Origin of the sequence: Carboxylicivirga caseinilyticus, from assembly GCF_050589785.1 — a bacterium.
In the GTDB taxonomy this organism is placed as follows: Bacteria; Bacteroidota; Bacteroidia; order Bacteroidales; family Marinilabiliaceae; genus Carboxylicivirga; species Carboxylicivirga caseinilyticus.
This window is the reverse complement of the sequence record NZ_JBNGOX010000006.1, coordinates 38,393-59,041: the sequence shown is the minus strand read 5'-3', so window position 1 is coordinate 59,041 and position 20,649 is coordinate 38,393. Positions and strand designations below refer to the sequence as shown.

Genomic DNA, 20,649 nt, shown 5'->3' with positions numbered 1-20,649 from the left:
AGATCTCAATAGTATTCACAGAATTTTTATAAATAATATTTATCGAATGAAAAAAGTGGTTGCCAAATTTGGCGGATCTAACCTTAAACGCAAAGAAGATATCCAAAAACTTGTGCGAGTAATAAAAGCATATGACAGACCCATGGTAATTGTTGTTTCAGCTTTTTATGGAATTACCAACCACCTGATACAATCATTAGCAGAAGTTAAAAAGGACGAATCACAAATTGACGTCCTGAAAAAGTTTCTTAGAGAAATTAAGGAAGAAAGTATATTTGAAAATTTCGATGATGAACAATGGCGTCATCAGACAATGTCAAAAGTTGAGGATCGAATAAATCAATTAGGTAGATACCTAACCGGCATTCATTATATAGGCGATGTTCCAGAATTTGTTGAAGACGTAGTATTAAGCTACGGTGAACGTTTAAGCTCATTGGTTCTTACTTCCATTCTACAAGCCAATGGCATAGATGCAGTAGAGGCTCTTCCGGAAGATATGCCACTCATAACTGACGGTGAATTCGGAAATGCAACAGTTAACTTTGAAGTATCTGCCAAATTGGTTCAGGAAAAATTAAAAGAAAATAAGATATACATTGTTCCGGGATTTTATGGAGTTTCGCCAGAAGGTAAAGTCACCCTGCTTGGACGAGGTGGAAGCGATTATTCAGCTGCAGCAATTGCACGCTGCCTCGAAGCTGAATCATTAGATGTTTGGAAAGATGTTGATGGTTTTATGAGTGCCGATCCAAAACTGGTAAATAATCCCAAACGCATTAAAAGTCTTTCGTATTCTGAAGCAGCAGAACTTTCCTATTTTGGAGCTGGAATATTACATCCCCGAACTGTTGAACCTCTTAAAGAAGTTGGTATTCCCATTAATATAAGTAACATCGACACTTTCAAAAACAAGATTATTCCGGGTACCTCTATTTGCGGTTCTGAAGAAATAAGCGAAAGTATTTTAAAGAGTGTTACCTACAGTAACGATTTTTGCATTCTTAAGCTCAGAGGTGCAGGAGTAGGTTTAAAACAGGGTGTTTTAGCAAAAGTAACTTCGGCTCTGGATAACGCTGGTATTAATATTAAATCTGTGATAACCTCTCAGATTGTAATTAATGTATTGGTTTCTGTCAGTGATATCAGAAAAGCATTTAAAATAGTTGAGGAATTAAATCTTTCAGCCATTACTGAAATCATAACTATTGATAAGGTATCAACAATAGCAGTGGTTGGAGAAGGAATGTTGGAGAAACCAGGTATTTCAGGTAAACTGTTTATGGCACTGGCTCAAAAAAGCATTAATGTTCAGATGATTATTTCAGGTGCATCATCAGTTGCATCTTATTTTATTGTATCATCTGATGATCGCGAAAAGGCAATTGCAGCTATTCACGATGAATTCTTTAAATAAGAAAAGGGCTGTATCTCGTTAGATACAGCCTCTTTCCCTTTCAATTATAGTAAAACAACGCAACGTCTAGTAGTTGTATGAGCTTTGTCCATGCTCATGAATGTCAAGTCCTTCACGTTCTTCTTGTTCAGAAACTCGAAGACCCATTGTATATTTAAGAACAGTAAATAAGATCAATCCCAAACCAAATGCCCAGGCTCCAATAGAAAGAACACCTAATGCCTGTACTCCTAGTAATGAGAATCCACCACCGTAGAATACACCACCATCAGTAGCAAAGAAACCTACTAATAATGTTCCAACAGCACCTGTAACACCATGTACTGAAACAGCACCTACAGGATCATCAATCTTTAATACTTTATCAATAAATTCAATTGAGAAAACTACAATAATACCTGCAATAACACCAATTGCAATAGCTCCTTCAGGTGATACAGCATCACAACCAGCTGTAATACCAACTAAACCAGCCAAAGCACCGTTTAATGTCATTGATAAATCAGGCTTACCATAACGGAACCAGGTTACAAACATTGTTGCAGCAGCACCAGCAGCAGCAGCCAGGTTAGTAGTAATCACGATTAAAGCAACAGCATATGCATTATCACCGCTAATTGCCAACTGCGATCCTGGGTTAAATCCGAACCATCCTAACCAAAGGATAAATACACCTAAAGCACCTAATACCATGTTGTGACCAGGGATAGCATTAGTTTTGCCATTGTATTTACCAATACGAGGACCGATAATCCAAGCTCCAGCTAAAGCAGCCCATCCACCAACAGAGTGTACTACAGTTGAACCGGCGAAATCGTGGAAGCCAAGCTCGCTTAACCATCCGCCACCCCATACCCAGTGACCTGAAATAGGATAAATTACCATTGTAATGATCAATGAAAACACAAGATATGTGCTGAACTTTGTTCTTTCAGCCATGGCTCCTGAAACAATTGTTGCTGCAGTTGCGGCAAATACTGTTTGGAAGAATAAATTGTGTAAATCATCTGGTTTGTCATAAAATAAATCAAATGCACCAAAGAAAGCTCCTTCGCCTCCGTACATAATGCTATATCCAATTACATAAAAAACCAATGAACCTATTGAGAAGTCCATAAAGTTCTTCATAATAATATTACCAACGTTTTTAGCTCTGGTAAAACCTGCTTCTACCATAGCGAATCCAGCCTGCATAAAAAAGACTAAAATACCGGCGATTAAGACCCATAGAATATCTAATGCTCCGTTTGCGTCCATAATTTCTAAGTTTTAATGTGTTCTTCTTAAGGTTGTTAATTACTTTTCATAAAGGGTTTCAGGTCCCGACTCTCCAGTTCTGATGCGGAATGTATCTTCAACATCGAAAACGAATACTCTACCATCACCTATTTCACCTGTTTTAGCAGCTGAAATAATTGCCTGTACAGTTTTATCAGCATTCTCGTCTCTAACAATGATAGATAAAAGACGACGCTCAATAATACTTGTGTCATATAGTGTACCTCTGTATAAATGACCTTCGCGAGCCACTCCGGTACCTCTCACATCCCAGTATGAGAAAAAAGTAATATCCTGTTCCTCAAGAGCAGCTTTAACTGCTTCAAAACGTGACAAACGGATAACTGCTTCAATTTTTTTCATGGCGTTATTTTTTATGGTTCATGTTTGTCTTTAAAAAGTAATAGAGCATCCAGGTGGTGTGTGATAAAGGTGTAGTTGCTATGTGCTAACTAAATTTTATTCGGATGCTCTATTACTTTCATAGATTTGGATTGTATATTTTTAAGCAGTTAATCAATTATATACTAACCACTTTTGGCTTATAATTAAAATTTATAGATGGCTGCTAATAAAAATTGTGTAGCAGATTTTGTTGGATCACCATTCTCTTTAGTAAACCACTCTTCGCTTGCGCTATCAAAACGAAGTTCAGTAGAGAATGTAAGTGGTCCGGCATAGTAATTTAATGTGAATGTGTTAGATAGTACATTTGATGCATCATCCATAGCTGTACCAGCAACTTCTGTTTCTTTGAATGCGAAATACTCACCTCTGTAACCTAAAGCTACCTTATCAGAGAAAGAATATTGAGGATAAATTGCGATTCCTGAAAATCCACCTTTTTCCTCACTACCATCATTCAAATCGTAGCTAGCTGTAGCAGCATTAACTCCTAAATAAAAAGCATCAGCTAACTGGAAACCTGCAGTTAAGTCGATTTCAGTAGATTTTCCCGGAGCTCCCATATAGATAGCATCATCATTATAACCATGGATAGCATTCAAATAAATATCCATACCATCAGCAGGTGCATAATATACTTGTGCTCCTATGTCAGATACACCATTAAAATCGGTATAAATATTCCAGTCGTTGAATAAACCTACCATTAATCCAAAATTATCAGCAATGGCAAAATCAGCTTTAATACCAGCGTTTTGGAATGGGCCATTGGTAAATAAATAAGATGTTGAGTAGTTGAAATTAGCTGCCGGGCTAATTACTTCATATCCAATAAAAGTACCCATGTAACCTGCTGTAAGAGTAACTAAATCGCTTAATGCATAGCTCACATAAAGATTTTGAATATTAAAATATCCATATTCTGGCAAAGATTCGATCTGACCTCTAGGACCGAAAGAAATTTCACCAACAAACGAAGCCTTACCTACAGTTTGAGAAATTCCAAGGTCAATCATACCTATTGAAACTGAGTTCTGGTCACCTGCAAAACTTGTAGGTATTTGTGATTCACCTGAGAAATCATACTTAAAATAAGTATCAACAGATCCAGTAATCTCTAAACCTGGTGTTTCTTCTTCTTGAGCATTAGCAAAAAAACCAAATGCAAGCCCCAAAGCAATTAAAATTAAATTCTTTTTCATCGGAATGTGGTTAATTAATTAATAGTTAATATTTGCCTTATTAATATTGTTGATTGGGGGAGTTAATTCTAAAAAAAGTACTTTTTAAACTCTTTACCCTCACTTCTGAGGGGTGTACTCTGCAAATATATCTGAAAAAAAAATTCATATCCTAATTTTTTGACAGTTATTTTTTCATTTTTTTACTTTTTGACTCGTTATACTATCATTTTATAGGGGTACGGTACATTTTTTTTACACTTTTATTATTTACACCCCTCTCTCAAAAGGGGGTCATTAAAATATTTGCATTTTTTAAGCCAATCGCCTTTGCACAAACTCTGCGCCAAAACATGCGAAAAGTCATAAAATTAGCGCCTCACAGCTTCAAATAGTTGGAGATTGATGTTGAAATTTGTACTTTTGCTTACGATTATTCACAAGGAAATGCTTGTCGCTTTCTAAATGAAAGATGTTTTACAGGCATAACGACAGAGAGATTAGAATCACCTTTCAGGGGATAAGTAGTTGAGTAACTCTCCATAATGATGATAGTATGATGCAGAAAAGATTTCCAAAACCTCAGGGTTTGTATGACCCGGCCAATGAACGTGACAATTGTGGAATTGGATTTGTTGCCAACATTAAAGGACAACAAACCAATGATATCGTTAAACGCGGTTTAGAGGTATTAACCAATATGACCCACCGAGGAGCAGAAAGTTCGGATAATAAATCGGGTGACGGTGCAGGTATATTGATGCAGGTTCCACATGACTTTTGTAAATCTTGTGGTTTTAACCTACCGGAAAAAGGTAAATATGGAACCGGGTTGGTTTTTTTACCAACAGATGAAAAAGAAGCACATAAATGCCTCGAAATACTAGACAAATTCATTCTCACGGAAGGACTCGAACTAATCGGATATCGCGATGTACCGGTAGATAGCAGTGTGATTGGAGAAATAGCCCAAAGCACAGAACCAGTTATCCGTCAGATATTTGTTAAAGGCAACTACGAACAGGACTTGCTGGAAAGAAAACTTTATCTTGCCAGAAAACAAGCAGAAAACACGATTCGTCAATCTGACTTAAGTGAAAAAGAAGCTTTTTATATTCCTAGTTTATCATCAAAGATATTTATATATAAAGGTATGCTTACCCCTGAACAATTGGGGCAATATTATCTTGATCTAAAAAATCCAAATGTTAAGAGTGCCATTTCATTGGTTCACTCACGGTTTAGTACTAATACATTCCCTACATGGGATCTGGCACAGCCTTTCCGTATTATGGCTCATAATGGTGAGATTAACACTATTAAAGGAAACCGTTTATGGATGCAAGCCAGAGAAAGTTTACTTGAATCGGATTTATTCGGAGATGACCTCAAAAAGCTATTCCCGGTTATAGAGCCAAATAAGAGTGACTCGGCTTCATTAGATAACGTATTGGAGTTCCTGTTCTTAACAGGTCGCACACTACCTCATGCATTAAGTATGTTGATTCCGGAATCGTGGAACAGCAAAAACCCAATTCCGAAAAGTCTAAAAGCTTATTATGAGTACCACTCAACTATCATGGAACCATGGGATGGTCCTGCTTCAATCGTTTTCTCTGACGGTAGATATATTGGAGGTACACTTGACCGTAACGGATTACGTCCTTCCAGATATGTGATTACCAAGGATGATATGATTGTAATGGGTTCTGAAGTAGGTGTTCAGACCTTCCCTGCTGAAGCTATTAAAGAAAAAGGACGTTTAAGACCAGGTAAGCTATTATTAGTAGATACTCAACTGGGTATTATTATCCCAGATCAGGAGATCAAATCACAATTATCAAAACGTCATCCATACGAAAACTGGTTGAAAGAAAACCGTATTCGCTTGCATGAGATTACCTCTAATAATCCGGTAAAATCGCAATTGGGTGATAAATTTGACACCTATTTAAAAGTATTTGGTTATAATAAGGAAGATTTCGACCAAATTATAAAACCAATGGCGACGACAGCTGGAGAACCTATTGGTTCGATGGGTAACGACACCCCAATAGCTGCTCTATCAGATAAGCCACAGAGATTATTCTCATATTTCCGTCAGTTATTTGCCCAGGTAACCAACCCGCCAATCGACCCGATTCGCGAAGGCTTGGTGATGGCATTAACAAATTATATCGGATCTGTATCAAAGAACTTGCTTAGTGAAGAACCTTCACAGTGCAGATCAATCAAGTTCGAAAGCCCAATCATGACAAACAATGATTTGGCAAAAATCAAAGATTTCCGTCGCGAAGAATTTACTCATGTTACCATTCCAATGGTATACAAAGTCAAAGATGGCAGCAAAGGTCTTGAAAAAGCAATTGATGCCATATGCGCAGCAGCTGAAAAAGCCGTTGATGAAGGAAAAAATTATATTATTCTTAGTGATAAAGATATTGATGCTGAACATGCACCAGTTCCTTCGTTACTTGCTGTAGCAACAACACATCATCACCTGATCAAAGCTCAGAAGCGTATGCAGGTTGGTTTAGTTGTTGAAACAGGAGAAGCCAGAGAAGTAATGCACTTTGCACTTTTATTAGGATATGGTGCCAGTGTAATTAATCCTTATGTAAGTTTTGCTATTTTGGATGATCTTACATCTAAAGGTAATATTGATGTTGACTTCAGTACAGCCCGTAAAAACTATATCAAGTCAATTGATAAAGGTTTATTGAAGATTTTCTCAAAAATGGGTATTAGTACCTTGAGAAGTTATCACGGTGCTCAAATATTTGAAGCTTTAGGTATCTCAGAGCAAGTTATTAATAAGTGCTTTGTTGGAACACCTTCTAAAATTGGAGGAATTGGATTTGAAGAAATTGCAAAAGAGAGTGCAATTGATCATGCCAAAGCATTTGCACCAACTTTCAATAAAAATCCATTTGATTCAAAAGGAAGCTATGCTTATCGTAAGTACGGTGAAAAACACGGATGGAATCCTGAAACGATAGGATTACTTCAGTGGGCTACATCACAAAACGATTATTCGAAATATAAAGAATATAGCCAACAAGTTGATCATGACAATCAAACTCCTCTCTTCTTAAGAGGATTGATGAAACTTCGCAAAGGCAAGTCAATTGACATTAGTGAAGTTGAACCTGTTGAAGCCATCATGAAGCGTTTTGTAACTGGAGCAATGTCTTATGGTTCCATTTCAAGAGAAGCACACGAAGCTATGGCAAGAGCCATGAATACCATTGGCGGTAGAAGTAATACCGGTGAAGGTGGTGAAGATGCTCAACGTTTCAAGAGTGATGCACGAAGTTCTATCAAACAGATTGCCAGTGGACGTTTTGGTGTAACCAATAACTACCTGGTGAATGCTGATGAACTTCAGATCAAAATTGCACAGGGGGCTAAACCAGGTGAAGGTGGTCAGTTGCCAGGATTTAAAGTTGATAAGATTATCGCTCGCTTGCGTAACTCAACTCCAGGTATTACTTTAATTTCACCTCCTCCTCACCATGACATTTATTCTATCGAGGATCTGGCTCAGTTGATTTACGACTTAAAAAATACCAATCCTACTGCCCGAATCAGTGTGAAACTGGTTTCTGAGAACGGAGTAGGTACGGTAGCTGCCGGCGTTGCCAAAGCTCATGCTGACCTTATCGTAATCAGCGGTACTGAAGGTGGTACTGGAGCAAGTCCAACAAGTTCCATCAAACATGCTGGTTTACCTGTTGAGATTGGTTTGTCTGAAACACAACAAACGTTAGTTATGAATAACCTTAGAGGCAGGGTTAAAATTCAAACTGATGGTCAGTTAAAAACTGGTTTGGACGTTGTAAAAATGGCTATGCTGGGAGCTGAAGAATATGGTTTTGCAACTTCTGCATTGGTAACCTTAGGTTGTATCATGATGCGTAAGTGTCATTTAAATACTTGTCCTGCCGGTATTGCAACCCAGGATGAAGAATTAAGAAAACGTTTCATTGGTAAATACAAGTACGTTGTTAATTTCTTCAACTTCATTGCTCAGGAAGTTCGTGAAATTCTTGCCGAGCTGGGTTACAAATCAATGGATGAAATCATTGGACGAAGCGACTTACTTGAACAAAATAAAGAAGTAAGCAACTGGAAATCGAAAGGTATCGATTTAAGCAAATTGCTATTCTTCCCTGAAGAGGGTAAGAAATATCCAATCAAAAACACTACTGTTCAGGATCATAAAATTGATGAAGTTCTTGATCGTAGTTTAATTAAGATGGCTCAGCCAGCATTATTGAACCAGCAAAAAGTATGGATTGCCAAAGACATTAACAATGTTGACCGTACTGTTGGAGCAATGCTATCTGGTGAAGTATCGAAAAAATATGGTGAAGAAGGTTTACCTAAAAATACTATCAACTGTACCTTTAAAGGATCTGCCGGACAAAGTTTCGGAGCATTCCTTAGCCGAGGTGTTAGTTTTAAATTAGAAGGTGATGCCAACGATTACATGGGTAAAGGTCTGTCTGGAGGTAAAATCATTGTGGTTCCTCCTCATGGTTCAGATTTTGTACCTGAAGAAAACATTATTATCGGTAACACAGTTTTATACGGTGCTACAGATGGTTTTGTTTATGTAAGAGGTGTTGCCGGAGAACGTTTTGCTGTGCGTAACTCAGGTGCGTATGCTGTAGTTGAAGGAGTGGGAGATCACTGTTGTGAATATATGACTGGCGGACGTGTTGCTGTACTGGGTAAAACCGGACGTAACTTCGCAGCTGGTATGAGTGGCGGTATTGCTTATGTGCTTGATGAAGATGGAAACTTTGACTATTACTGCAATAAAGGGTTGGTTGACCTAACTCCAGTTGAAGATCATGCCGATATTCAGGAATTGCAGTTTCTGTTGAATAAGCATTTATTACACACCAATAGTGAAAAAGCTCAGGATATATTAGTTAACTGGACACAGTACTTACCTAAATTTGTGAAGGTAATTCCATTTGAGTACAAAAAAGTGTTACAGGAACAAAAAATCAAAGAGCTTGAGAAAAAGTTGCGTGAAACAGAAGACGCTCCATTTATTAGAGAATAGTATTTAAAGAATAATTAAGAGCAAACCGGGATTATGAGAACGAGTGTGGTTCAATGGAACCAGTCCCGGTTTTTCTTTTAAAACATTAGATTATGGCAGATCCAAAAGGATTCATGAATATAGCACGAAAAGAAGGTGGCAACCGCCCCATTAGTGAGCGTGTAGATGATTATGGTGAAGTTGAGCAAACACTAAACCAGGAAGATCGCGTCCTTCAGGCATCACGATGCATGGACTGTGGAATTCCATTCTGTCACTGGGCTTGTCCGGTAGGAAGTAAAATTCCTGAATGGCAAGACGCAGTTTACAAGGAAGAATGGAAACTGGCCAGCGATATTCTTCACTCAACCAATAGTTTTCCTGAATTTACAGGTCGTATTTGTCCTAACCCATGCGAGAAATCATGTGTTTTGGCAATTCACAAAGAAGCTGTAACCATTCGCGAAAATGAAGCCTCTATTGTTGAAAAAGCTTTTAAAGAAGGCTTTGTTCAACCTCGCATACCAGAATACAGAACAGGTAAAAAAGTAGCTGTGGTTGGATCGGGACCTGCAGGAATGTCGGCTGCCGACCTATTAAATCAGGCTGGTCATACTGTTACTTTGTTCGAAAAGGATGATGCCATTGGTGGATTATTACGTTATGGTATTCCTGATTTCAAACTAAATAAAAAAGTTATTGATCGCCGCTTAGCCATTTTTGAGCAAGAAGGCATCATTTTTAAAACTAATACTGCTGTAGGTGAAGATGTAACTGGTGAAGAATTGTTAAAAGAATTCGATGCGGTTGTTCTTACTATCGGCGCCATGAAACCACGCGATTTACCGGCTGAAGGTCGTGAATTGAATGGAATTCATTTTGCGATGGATTTTCTAAAACAACAAAACAAAGTAAACCGTGGTGAGCAATTTACCAATGGTGAGCGTTTGATTGCCACAGGTAAAAATGTATTGGTAATTGGTGGTGGTGATACAGGTAGTGACTGCGTTGGAACATCTATTCGTCAGAAAGCTAAATCAGTGACTCAAATTGAGATCTTACCTAAGCCTCCAAAAGAACGTGCTGCGGGCAACCCATGGCCTTACTGGCCAACAGTACTTAAAACATCTACTTCGCACGAAGAAGGATGCGAAAGACGCTGGAGCCTGAACACCAAACGTTTTATTGGTGAGAATGGTCAATTGAAACAGGTGGAGCTTGTTGAAGTGGAATGGAGCAAAGATGATAAAGGCCAGTGGAAAATGGCTGAAAAACCCGATACTACTGAAATTATGGATGTAGAATTGATATTGTTATCGATGGGTTTTGTGAGTCCTGTTCACGAAGGTATTGTTAACGAATTCGGCCTTGAGCTTGACGGACGTGGCAATATTAAAGTGGACGGTAATTACCAAACAAGCCAAGCAAAAGTTTTTGCTGCAGGTGATGCTTCAAATGGTGCCAGTTTGGTGGTAACTGCCATTGCCAAAGGACGTGAAGCCGCTGAAAAAGTACATGAATATTTAAGCTAAGTCAAATTCATTGCTTCGTGTAAGCAATGAACATATCTCTAAAAATTATCGATTAGGTTGTTACTGAAAAGCCGGGATCATTTGCTGACCCCGGCTTTTTCAATATAAAATTCCACAAAATTACTTATGCCTCATCCAGTAAACTGGTTTTAAAAGCAGGTACAATTCTCTTTTTACTGGCCAGTTCGTATGCATATGATAATTGTATTAAACGGCTCTCTGTCCATGCTTTTCCAAAGAATGAAACCCCAATTGGCAAGCCTTTAATATCACCCGCAGGAACCGTAACACTCGGATAACCAGAAACAGCAGCCAGTTGTGAACTTCCGCCTTTGAAGTTATCACCATTTACAAAATCAATTACCCAGGCAGATCCATTGGTTGGAGCCATCAATGCATCCAGCTTATATTTATCAATCAGTTTATCAATTCCCTTTGTTTGCGACAGCTCCTTACATTTCTTTATCGACTCTTTATACTTTTCATCTTCCAGTCCATTCGTCTGATCACACAATTCAAAAATCTCCTGCCCAAACCAGGGCATTTCTTTTGTAGCATTCTTTTTATTGAATTCAATTAAATCAGTCAATGTCTTATAAGGTAATCCAGGATGGGCAGCCAAATACTTATTAATTCCATCTTTAAACTCACATTGTAGAACCGTCCACTCATGCTGACCCAGTTGCTTTAATTCGTCATCCGTCTCAACCTCTATAACATCAGCACCCTTATCCTTTAAGGTTTGAACGACCTCATCCATTATGGCACTAACACGTGTGTCAAAGGCAGAGACTTGTTTTAAATATCCAATTCGGGATCCCTCCAGTGCGAATTCATCAAAATTCAGATAGATACCAAAATTATCAGGTTGTTTGTTCGTTGCTTCATCTGCATCATCCTTGCCAACCAAAGCTCTCAACAGTAAGGCTGCATCTTTTACGGTTCGTGCCATTGGACCGGCTGTATCCTGACTCTCAGAAATTGGAATTATACCACTTCTCGACCAGGCTCCAACAGTTGGTTTGATGCCAACAATACCATTTATACCAGACGGACAAACAATGGATCCGTCTGTTTCAGTGCCAATTGCAAGAGGTGCTAAATTTGCAGATACAGCCACGGCTGAACCCGAAGATGATCCACATGGTGTACGATCCAACACATACGGATTGCGGGTCTGACCACCTCTTCCACTCCAACCACTGCTTGAATTGGTTGATCGGAAATTGGCCCATTCACTCAGATTTGTTTTACCTAACAATACCATACCGGCTTCACGCAACTGGCTAATAATAAAGGCATCACCAGAAGCCTTATGACTGATGAAAGCCAAAGAACCAGCTGAAGTAATCATTTTATCACCTGTATTGATATTGTCTTTGATAAGTACAGGTATACCATGAAGCGGACCTCTTACTTTACCTTCCTTCCGTTCTTTGTCCAGTTCCTGAGCAATCATTAAGGCATCAGGATTTAACTCCACCACAGCTTTTGTCATTACCTGATCAACTTTCTTAATACGATCGATATACAGCTGCGTGATTTGCTCCGAAGTTAATTCACCTTCAGTCATTTTGTTTTGTAAATCCTGAACTGTGATTTCTTCTAAATCAAATTTATTGGCAACATCTGATTTTGAATCTTCCTCTAATCCCTGTCCCTTAGGTTTACATGCATTAATACCTAATGCAGCTCCTGCCATCATAGAACTTAGGATAAAATGTCTTCTTTTCATAGTTATGATTGGATAAATACAAGTTGAATTCTACATCCAGTGCTATTATCATTAAAGAATAATTCCACTGAAGTCATTAGTTAAAGTTAAATAAAACTGAAGAAATAGACTATTTTACTTCTCAATACTTAATTAATAAATACAGTAACACGCTCACTTTCTGCTATTTTCAAAACAAAATACGTGTTTATGCTAGTTTATTTGTCATACTAGAGAGTGAGATCAATCTTAATAGAATTCGACATTTTGAAAAAATTAGCTTACATATATTCATTCCTACTGGTTTTCAATCTTTTATATACAGGTTGTAACAGGGAAGATTCCGGCGATCAGTTCAGTACATTAGGAGCTTCACAGGATAAGCAGAATATTATTAATGCAGGGCTCGCACTTTTTAGTGAGACCAAAGGCTTATCCGAAACTTCGTTTGCCACCTTAGGTGTACATTTATCAGCTTACATGACGAAAGAAATGAGTAGCCATCAAAATCTGGTTTATTCTATTGCACTTATTGGAGAGTCAATGGCAAATGAAACTTTCGTACAAAGCCAGTTTGAAGATTTGATGTTATTGACAACTACCAGTTGTGGTGATCTAGGAATATTATGGAATCAGGGACACGGAACCTGGGAGTGGAACAATGAATTATCTGATTTTGAACAAACATCTGATCTGGGCGATGATATTACCTTATTTTTTCCATCAGAACCTGGCAAGGAGGAAAACAATGCTTTCCTCAGACTGTATGATTTTTCAACATACGATGGTGATTTCCCGGGAAAAGGAGATGAATTGGATGATGGATCAACGATGACTGAAATTCTTAAGAGTCTTTATCTGGAAATTAAAGTAGATGATAAACTGGTAGCCTCCAGCAATATTATTATCGATTTTTCAGATTCCGGAAAAATTGAAAATCTGAACCTAACCTTCAATCCTATACCCTATTCATTCCAGTCTGAGATGTCGGCAAAAGACAACAATGCAATCTGGCGATATACGCTTTTGAACGATTTTGAACTGATTTTTGAACAAGTTATATCCGGCACATATGAGGAGACATCTGACGATAATCCCTTGATTAAGAACCTGCAATCTTCCACTCAAATTTTCAATATTAAATTGATGGCAGATGTTAACAGTGCTCAGTTACTTGATGATATCTCAATAATTGAAACAAAAGAGATGGAAAGTGAAAAGGTGGCTACTGAGACTGCTCAGTTAGTTAATGATAATTCAACCATTAGTCTGCGTTATACAAATGATGCCATTATAGCAAACGGACAAGCAGTAGCCCGCGAACTGAATGATGATTCGAATGAATGGATTGTTGATGTTGCATTTACTTTCAGTGACGGTTCAACTGAATACATTACAGATTTAATAACCTATCTGTATCTGTTTGAAGATAATCTGAACCTGATATTAAAAAAGACTCAAAATAAACTCAACTAGACTCTTGATGCCTAAGTTTATATTACTTTAAAAGCAAAAGAGGCAGGCCAAATGGCTTGCCTCTTTTGTTTATTTTATGTGTCATCAATCATTCCGTTTTCAACTGACCCTTATCGTCAAAATCTTCTTTTTTCTTCATCCATAATAAATAAAGAACACCACCTCTGGCAATCAAGAAGATAAAGAGTGCGAACAAAGGATTTATCAAAGCCATCTTTAAACCACCGGCTAATAAACTAGGTGTCAGTTCACCATGCGCTGAAACATTATCAAAAGCCATGATCAGGCCAAAAGTTCTTCCAAGAAATCCCCATGCCAACACAAACCAACCCAATGATTTTATCAATGCTATCGATTTTCCGTTATTTGATTTATTTATACCAGCCATAATGATCATCACAATAATAACAATCATTAATAGTAAAAGCGGATAAGTAAAAACAGGACCGCCATCGTTTAATTTGCCAATAATATCTGCCATAACAATATGTTTTAATGAATACTGACACTAATTTATACTGCTTTTCGATACAGAATTTTAATTAGCGATGAGCTCCCGGTTCTTGATGCTTTTCTGCATAAATTCATCGGACAATTGATTTAACATTCCTAAATTAGGTAAAAATGAGTCTTAAATTGGTATTTGGTCGATAATACTAATCTATAACTCTAAAAAATACTAATATTGTAAGAATGTGGAAACCAATTAAAATATCAATCAAAACCGTAGGAATCCATTTCCTGTTTTGGATTGGTGTTTGGTTTTTCTTCTATTATTTCTTCAGTTATAATTCAGACGATAAAGTATACATCACATGGTTTTCGAGTTGCTTACTGCCACTCACCATGGGAGTCACCTATTTTATGGAGCGATATCTGATCCCTCGTTTTTTACTGACAAAGAAATACAAACTATTTGCTTTGTATTCATTTTATACCCTGGTGGTTTCTTCTTACCTGATTGTACTGGCACTTTATGCCTGCCTCATTTTTCTTTTAAAATTCAATACTTCAGTAATGCCACCAATGAGTAAAAATTTCTTGTTTATTCTGATGTTGGTTTATTTGATAGTAGGTATTATTAGTTTCATTCGCATTTTGAATAATAACTTTAAAACCGATGCCCGTAACAAAGAACTGGAAAACAAAATCTTAACAACCCAGCTTCAATTAAAAGAACAGGAACTGCAATATCTGAAGCAACAGATTCATCCTCATTTTCTTTTCAACACCTTAAATACCATTTATGGGTTGGCCATTAAGCAGTCGGAACATACCCCGGAAGTGATTCTTCGCTTATCAAATCTGCTGGATTATATTCTTTACCAGATTCATCAGGCTGAAGTTCCATTAAAAGAAGAAATTGCCCATATTGAAGAGTACATCGAACTGGAGCGCATACGATTTAAAGATCATCTGAAGGTGAACTTTAATAAGGCAATCAATGGCGATTCCATTAAAACGGCCCCAATGCTGTTAATCCCTTTTATTGAAAATGCTTTTAAGCACGGAGAAATTGTGAATGGCTTTCTGACCATCAATATTCATATCGAATTAAAACAATCACAATTGGTATTTAAGGTAGCTAACAGTATTCGGGAGTATGATGAATTAAAGCATGAAGGGATAGGATTAAATAACATTCGAAAGCGCCTTGATTTGCATTACAGTAATAATTATAAACTATTGATACAACCCGAAAACCAATGGTTTATTGCAGAACTAACCATCAATGATTTAAAACAATTTACTCCATGAGCAAAGTTATTAATTGCCTGATTGTTGATGATGAATCGGCTGCCCGCGATGTTCTGGAAAGTCATTTAAGCAAGATTGACCAGATTAAAGTGGTGGCTTTATGTAAAAATGCACTGGAAGCTTTTCAATGGTTAACCAACCAATCCATTGACCTTATTTTCCTCGATATTAACATGCCTGAAATATCAGGACTTGATTTTGCCAAAGCGATCAACCGAAACTGTAAGGTAATTTTTACTACTGCCTATCGCGAATATGCCATTGACGGATTTGATTTGAAAGCTGTTGATTACCTGCTCAAACCCATAGCTTTTGACCGACTTCTTCAATCGGTTCAAAAATATCTGGATGAAACCCCTCAAATACATAAAACTTCGATGGAGGAGATTCAATCTGAAACGAATGATTTTATTTTTGTTCGCTCCGATCGAAAAATGGTAAAAATATGTTTTAATGAAATTCTCTTTATCGAAAGTCTGAGTGACTACATCAGAATTCATCTAACTGACCAGACGATTACTACCCGCGAAACAATCAGTAATATTGAGGCTAAATTACCATCAACTAACTTTATCAGAACACATCGCTCCTTTATTGTAGCCATTCAGCATATTAAGGCTTTTACCCATGAAATCGTTGAGATAGCCAACCACGAAATACCCATAAGCAGAAGCTATAAAAACGAGGTTATTGAGCGATTAGAAAAGTTATAATTAAAATTTTCTCTTTAAGAATCACATTACAATCAACTTTTCCATACCAAGAATTTTGTTCCCGTTAAACAGATTCACAAAGTATATCCCTGAAGATCGAAATCCTTTCATTTCAAATGGGAAAGATGTTGGAAAGTAGCTACACACCAAGTCTCCCTTTAAATTAACTACCTCTAACTTTATATTATTCGAATTGACTTCCTCCAACTTATAATCAACCTTCACAACATTATTACATAATACCGGATTTGGGAATAAGCTATATAATCCTGTTTCTGTTTTATTTATTGATGTAGGATCTGATTGAATTGTGCTAATTTCTTCTTCAGATAAAGCGATATCATAAACATATACCTCATCAATAGTTCCTTTAAAATCAACATTACTACTAGCAACACTGGTATCCCACCATTGTGTACGACCAATGTAATTTCTTTTGTCTGATGCGATGTTGGTTAATTGATAAGGTTCGTAAATTATAGAAGTGCTATTAGCCAACTTAACTCCATTGAGGTAGATGGCTGTTGTTTTTGTCTTAGCATCAAAAGTCATGGCTACTTTAGCTTCCTCTCCAACATAAAGGCTTTGAGATGCATTTATTAAAGTGGTTGAGTTACCATTATACTTATATCCCGCAGAAAAGCCATTAGCCCTTAAAAAATAACTATTAGAACTGGCTGAGCCAAAGTCAAAAATACGAGGCAAATTACTAAGCGACTCCGGATTAATTGTGGCTAAGAAAGTGAAGCTTCGAATCTCATCCAGAATACCTTCAGGTGCCACCACATAACCATTCGTCGAAAACCCTGTTGCAGTGTTGGAGCTTAGAACAAGTGATCCGTTAATCTGTGCACTTCCATGAACTACAGCATCCAATCCGTTGTCTGATTGATCTTTCACAAAACGTATTCCATTTTGAAGATATTCATCTTCACTATCGAAAGTGTATTTCAATACCAGGTTGTTATTAATATTACGAGGCCAAACTTCGACATCAAAATGCTTACTTGTAACATTAATAGTCGCAGTTAAAGAGACAGTAGTGACAACACCTGGTAAAGTTACAATACCGTTACTTGAAATAACAGAAGTATTATCAGATAACCAGTTAATATCATTTCCTGATACAGTTTTTGAAGGCAATACAATATCTGTGAAGATATTTGCCGGAACTGATAAACTCTGCAGCTCCATATCTGTCAACATTTCATTATTTAAGGCATAAGCCAAGCTGACTTTCGTTAACTCTCTAACTTCTTCCTGAATCAATGCTCTATTATAAATTTTGCAATCCTCAACCCAGCCATTAAAACCACCTAATTTAAGATCACTCAACGTCAATCCTTCAATTTCAATCACCTGATCAATCAATCCATTTCGATAAATGGTTAAAATATTATTGGCATAAGTAAGAGTAAGATTAAAATATTCCAGTTTAGTCGGAGTATACCATTGTCCTCCGGTACCACGGTTTGTTGTTTGCCAAACATCTGAAGTTCCCAGTAGATTGTTACTATTGTATGTTTCGCCACCCACTCTAAAGTAAGGTTTAGTGGTTGATGCATCCAATCCGTATTCCAATAAACCAGCTTCCAGCATCATACCGGCATATGATTCTGAATAGAGATAAGGAGAGAATGAGATTGAAAAAGTCGAAGTCTCCTCAACCGCAAAGGCTCCATAGGTATCTTCTGTAACAACTAATACACCATCTTTTGTGGTTGCAGTTCCGGGAACATCAGTATCAAAAGCCTCATCAATGAGTAATCCATTAGTCAAATCAATATTACCGGTAAAAACAGCGTAATCACTGTTAATACCTGTTGCATATCCTTGTGGTCGTGATGAACTCACAATCCAATCGTAATAATTACCGTGCATCCAAACCAACTTCATAGGACTATCATCTGAATTGGTTATAATATATGGTCTAACATTATTTAATTCAGAATTTGTAGTTATTTGTTCTGTTGATAAAACAACTCCATCTTCATCCAAAGAATATTTATTTAACTCATAAACACTCCCTGAAGAACCATTAACCGGAACTGAGCAATATACTTCATTAGGTGCTTTGTCATCAATGGCCATACCTCCGCTATAACATAGTTCCAGCCCCGGAGTCTGATGAAAATGACCTCCTCCATTGGCTAAAAATGTTTTACGCCACTCACTACCTGTCCATTTGGCATAGTAATAGTCGTGCGATGATTTATCATAGCTGATCTGCACCATTGCAATTACAGGATTCCCGTCAGTATCGATTGTTGTTTGCCATACCCAATCTCGCTTATTTGTTGGGTTATCAACAACTGCGTTAGGAAAAGAATTTGGGAATGTGGTTTGATTAACACCTAAAGGACCATTGGAAATGTTACTTAATATAGTTCCATTTATATCTTTTAATTGCCTGGTATTTATATCCACATAGTTATAAAAAACATAGTTTGGATATTCATTATCAGGATGACCAAGAGTATAAGTCAGATTAATTTTATCCTTACCATTCGAATCGTATTTACAATATGGACGAGCAGCAGTTGACTGTACCATTTGATATGGTCCCCAATCGAACGATACCTCATCATTTGCATCAGGCATAGTTAAACGACCAATGGTAGGATGCCAGTTAATACCTCGCCAGCAAAGATAGATATGATCCGGATCATCGGAAAGAATAAATGGTGACGGATAGGTGGTATTATATTGTGTATTCAACCTGATTTCATCTCCCAATGATGTTATATCTCCGGGCTTTGTTGAGATACGATAATAAAAACAGGCTTCATCGGTATGGCGTGAATAGAAAATCATTACACGCTCATCGGGCAATATTAAGAATGACGGGTTATTGTGATCGTCGGGTTGAAAATAAGAACGTATCAACACTTCATTGGTTACTCCCGTTAAAAAATTGTGTTGAGTTGCTTTGATATTACCATGTACATCAATGTACCCAATATAAGTACTATTAATGGTACCTTCAGAATTTTCGTAATGTAAAGCTCGTGGGTCTGCAAACCAACACCAGGCTCCTTCATCAGTAATAATATTTCCTTCGTTCACTTGTGCTTTTACAACAAAGGACGGGCTCAACAATATGAAAGCAAAAAGTACTTTTATAAGAATAGATTTCGGATTCATTACAAAACTATTTTTAAGAGATTCTGATATAAAAACTGACATACAATTTGATTAGTAATCATTGCTGATCAAAAATACTTATCAAGATAGGTTCAGCTATGTAAAGAATTCAAAAATCAATAAAAGAAAATAAATTGTTTCTCTATTTTAGATAGATATTTCTATCTGAATATGAAATACAATGAAAAAAGCGAATTTAAAGAGCATTATAGAGGATAATACAAATACATGGGGAAGACGGTTTGATTATTTCATTCAAATTTTAATTCTAATTTCTCTTATTTCATTTGCATTAGAAACACTACCAGACATTACTCAACAGACTCGAAAAATTCTCTATATTATTGAAGTAGTAAGTGTCATTTTATTCTCTATTGAATATATACTAAGAATTTACGTATCGGATAAACCTCTGAAATACATTTTTAGTTTTTACGGAATCATTGATTTACTTGCTGTTCTCCCCTTCTATCTAAAATTCACAATCGATCTGAGAGCATTACGAATATTCAGGGTTTTCAGAGTATTCAGGGCTTTCAAGTTAATACGCTACAGTAGGGCATTAAGAAGGTTTCATATTGCATTTCTATTAATAAAGGAAGAACTAATTCTTTTCTTCATTACGACCGCAATCTTTATTTTTCTCTCTGCATCCGGAATTTATATATTTGAAAATGAAGCTCAACCTGAGGCTTTTAAATCTATATTTCACAGTTTATGGTGGGCAATTGTAACCTTAACTACAGTTGGTTATGGTGATATTTATCCGATCACTGTTGCAGGTCGAATTTTCACCTTCTTTATCTTAGTACTTGGAGTAGGTGTGGTTACTGTTCCGGCAGGATTAGTGGCATCTTCTCTATCAAAGGCCAGAGAAATTCAGGATTTAGAATCTGATGAAGAAACCATGAGATTAAGTTGATAATATTAATTGATTAAAAGGTAAAATATCTGTTTCATAACCCTCTTGGTTCC

At 37.0% G+C, this 20,649-nt stretch carries 13 protein-coding genes; 7 read left to right on the top strand and 6 right to left on the bottom strand.

The genetic code is table 11. From position 1 onward, the window contains the following. Positions 1 to 46 precede the first annotated feature (46 nt). Positions 47 to 1,417, top strand: coding sequence for an aspartate kinase (locus ACRD62_RS04810; protein WP_430818993.1), 1,371 nt, complete (start codon positions 47 to 49; stop codon positions 1,415 to 1,417). Positions 1,418 to 1,483: 66 nt separating this feature from the next. On the opposite strand, the gene ACRD62_RS04805 is transcribed toward ACRD62_RS04810, so the two are convergent. From ACRD62_RS04805 to ACRD62_RS04795, 3 genes are all read right to left on the bottom strand, one after another. After that, a complete protein-coding gene (locus ACRD62_RS04805; protein WP_430818992.1) occupies positions 1,484 to 2,674 on the bottom strand; it encodes an ammonium transporter in 1,191 nt (396 codons plus the stop codon). A gap of 39 nt (positions 2,675 to 2,713) precedes the next feature. After that, entirely contained in the window at positions 2,714 to 3,058 is a 345-nt protein-coding gene (locus tag ACRD62_RS04800; protein WP_321407568.1) for a P-II family nitrogen regulator, read from the bottom strand. Positions 3,059 to 3,243: 185 nt separating this feature from the next. After that, positions 3,244 to 4,302, bottom strand: a complete 1,059-nt coding sequence (locus ACRD62_RS04795) for an outer membrane beta-barrel protein (protein ID WP_430818991.1) — start codon at positions 4,300 to 4,302, stop codon at positions 3,244 to 3,246. Between the two features lie 535 nt (positions 4,303 to 4,837). On the opposite strand from ACRD62_RS04795, the gene gltB reads away from it, so the two are divergent. Then, a complete protein-coding gene (gltB, locus tag ACRD62_RS04790) occupies positions 4,838 to 9,358 on the top strand; it encodes a glutamate synthase large subunit (RefSeq protein WP_430818990.1) in 4,521 nt (1,506 codons plus the stop codon). A gap of 92 nt (positions 9,359 to 9,450) precedes the next feature. Next, entirely contained in the window at positions 9,451 to 10,869 is a 1,419-nt protein-coding gene (locus ACRD62_RS04785; protein WP_430818989.1) for a glutamate synthase subunit beta, read from the top strand. A 124-nt stretch (positions 10,870 to 10,993) separates the two neighbouring features. Here ACRD62_RS04785 and ACRD62_RS04780 read toward each other — a convergent pair whose 3' ends face one another. After that, positions 10,994 to 12,604 carry an amidase gene (locus ACRD62_RS04780; RefSeq protein ID WP_430818988.1) on the bottom strand — a complete coding sequence of 537 codons (1,611 nt, stop codon included), beginning with the start codon at positions 12,602 to 12,604 and terminating at the stop codon, positions 10,994 to 10,996. Positions 12,605 to 12,850: 246 nt separating this feature from the next. Between ACRD62_RS04780 and ACRD62_RS04775 the strand changes: the two genes are divergently transcribed. After that, positions 12,851 to 14,059, top strand: a complete 1,209-nt coding sequence (locus tag ACRD62_RS04775) for a hypothetical protein (RefSeq protein ID WP_430818987.1) — start codon at positions 12,851 to 12,853, stop codon at positions 14,057 to 14,059. A gap of 88 nt (positions 14,060 to 14,147) precedes the next feature. Here the strand turns inward: ACRD62_RS04775 and ACRD62_RS04770 are convergent, their stop codons facing one another. Continuing rightward, complete coding sequence (locus tag ACRD62_RS04770; RefSeq protein ID WP_430818985.1) at positions 14,148 to 14,540, bottom strand: MotA/TolQ/ExbB proton channel family protein; 393 nt, start codon at positions 14,538 to 14,540, stop codon at positions 14,148 to 14,150. A gap of 212 nt (positions 14,541 to 14,752) precedes the next feature. Here ACRD62_RS04770 and ACRD62_RS04765 point away from each other — a divergent pair, with 212 nt between their 5' ends. Both ACRD62_RS04765 and ACRD62_RS04760 read left to right on the top strand, forming a co-directional pair. Beyond that, positions 14,753 to 15,817 (top strand): sensor histidine kinase, encoded by a 1,065-nt coding sequence (locus ACRD62_RS04765; protein WP_430818983.1) that lies wholly within the window; start codon positions 14,753 to 14,755, stop codon positions 15,815 to 15,817. Further along, complete coding sequence (locus ACRD62_RS04760) at positions 15,814 to 16,530, top strand: LytR/AlgR family response regulator transcription factor (RefSeq protein ID WP_430818982.1); 717 nt, start codon at positions 15,814 to 15,816, stop codon at positions 16,528 to 16,530. Before ACRD62_RS04765 ends, ACRD62_RS04760 begins: the two co-directional genes overlap by 4 nt. 21 nt (positions 16,531 to 16,551) lie before the next feature. Here ACRD62_RS04760 and ACRD62_RS04755 read toward each other — a convergent pair whose 3' ends face one another. Beyond that, positions 16,552 to 19,674: a BNR-4 repeat-containing protein gene (locus ACRD62_RS04755; protein ID WP_430818981.1), complete on the bottom strand. Its 3,123-nt coding sequence runs from the start codon at positions 19,672 to 19,674 to the stop codon at positions 16,552 to 16,554. Positions 19,675 to 19,855: 181 nt separating this feature from the next. Here ACRD62_RS04755 and ACRD62_RS04750 point away from each other — a divergent pair, with 181 nt between their 5' ends. Then, complete coding sequence (locus ACRD62_RS04750) at positions 19,856 to 20,596, top strand: ion transporter (RefSeq protein WP_430818979.1); 741 nt, start codon at positions 19,856 to 19,858, stop codon at positions 20,594 to 20,596. Positions 20,597 to 20,649 lie beyond the last annotated feature (53 nt).

What these genes read in the sequence shown, in the direction of transcription:
- ACRD62_RS04810 (WP_430818993.1), top strand. Translation starts at nt 47, where the DNA reads ATGAAAAAAGTGGTTGCCAAATTTGGCGGATCTAACCTTAAACGCAAA.
- ACRD62_RS04805 (WP_430818992.1), bottom strand. Translation starts at nt 2,674, where the DNA reads ATGGACGCAAACGGAGCATTAGATATTCTATGGGTCTTAATCGCCGGT.
- ACRD62_RS04800 (WP_321407568.1), bottom strand. Translation starts at nt 3,058, where the DNA reads ATGAAAAAAATTGAAGCAGTTATCCGTTTGTCACGTTTTGAAGCAGTT.
- ACRD62_RS04795 (WP_430818991.1), bottom strand. Translation starts at nt 4,302, where the DNA reads ATGAAAAAGAATTTAATTTTAATTGCTTTGGGGCTTGCATTTGGTTTT.
- gltB (WP_430818990.1), top strand. Translation starts at nt 4,838, where the DNA reads ATGATGCAGAAAAGATTTCCAAAACCTCAGGGTTTGTATGACCCGGCC.
- ACRD62_RS04785 (WP_430818989.1), top strand. Translation starts at nt 9,451, where the DNA reads ATGGCAGATCCAAAAGGATTCATGAATATAGCACGAAAAGAAGGTGGC.
- ACRD62_RS04780 (WP_430818988.1), bottom strand. Translation starts at nt 12,604, where the DNA reads ATGAAAAGAAGACATTTTATCCTAAGTTCTATGATGGCAGGAGCTGCA.
- ACRD62_RS04770 (WP_430818985.1), bottom strand. Translation starts at nt 14,540, where the DNA reads ATGGCAGATATTATTGGCAAATTAAACGATGGCGGTCCTGTTTTTACT.
- ACRD62_RS04765 (WP_430818983.1), top strand. Translation starts at nt 14,753, where the DNA reads ATGTGGAAACCAATTAAAATATCAATCAAAACCGTAGGAATCCATTTC.
- ACRD62_RS04760 (WP_430818982.1), top strand. Translation starts at nt 15,814, where the DNA reads ATGAGCAAAGTTATTAATTGCCTGATTGTTGATGATGAATCGGCTGCC.
- ACRD62_RS04755 (WP_430818981.1), bottom strand. Translation starts at nt 19,674, where the DNA reads ATGAATCCGAAATCTATTCTTATAAAAGTACTTTTTGCTTTCATATTG.
- ACRD62_RS04750 (WP_430818979.1), top strand. Translation starts at nt 19,856, where the DNA reads ATGAAAAAAGCGAATTTAAAGAGCATTATAGAGGATAATACAAATACA.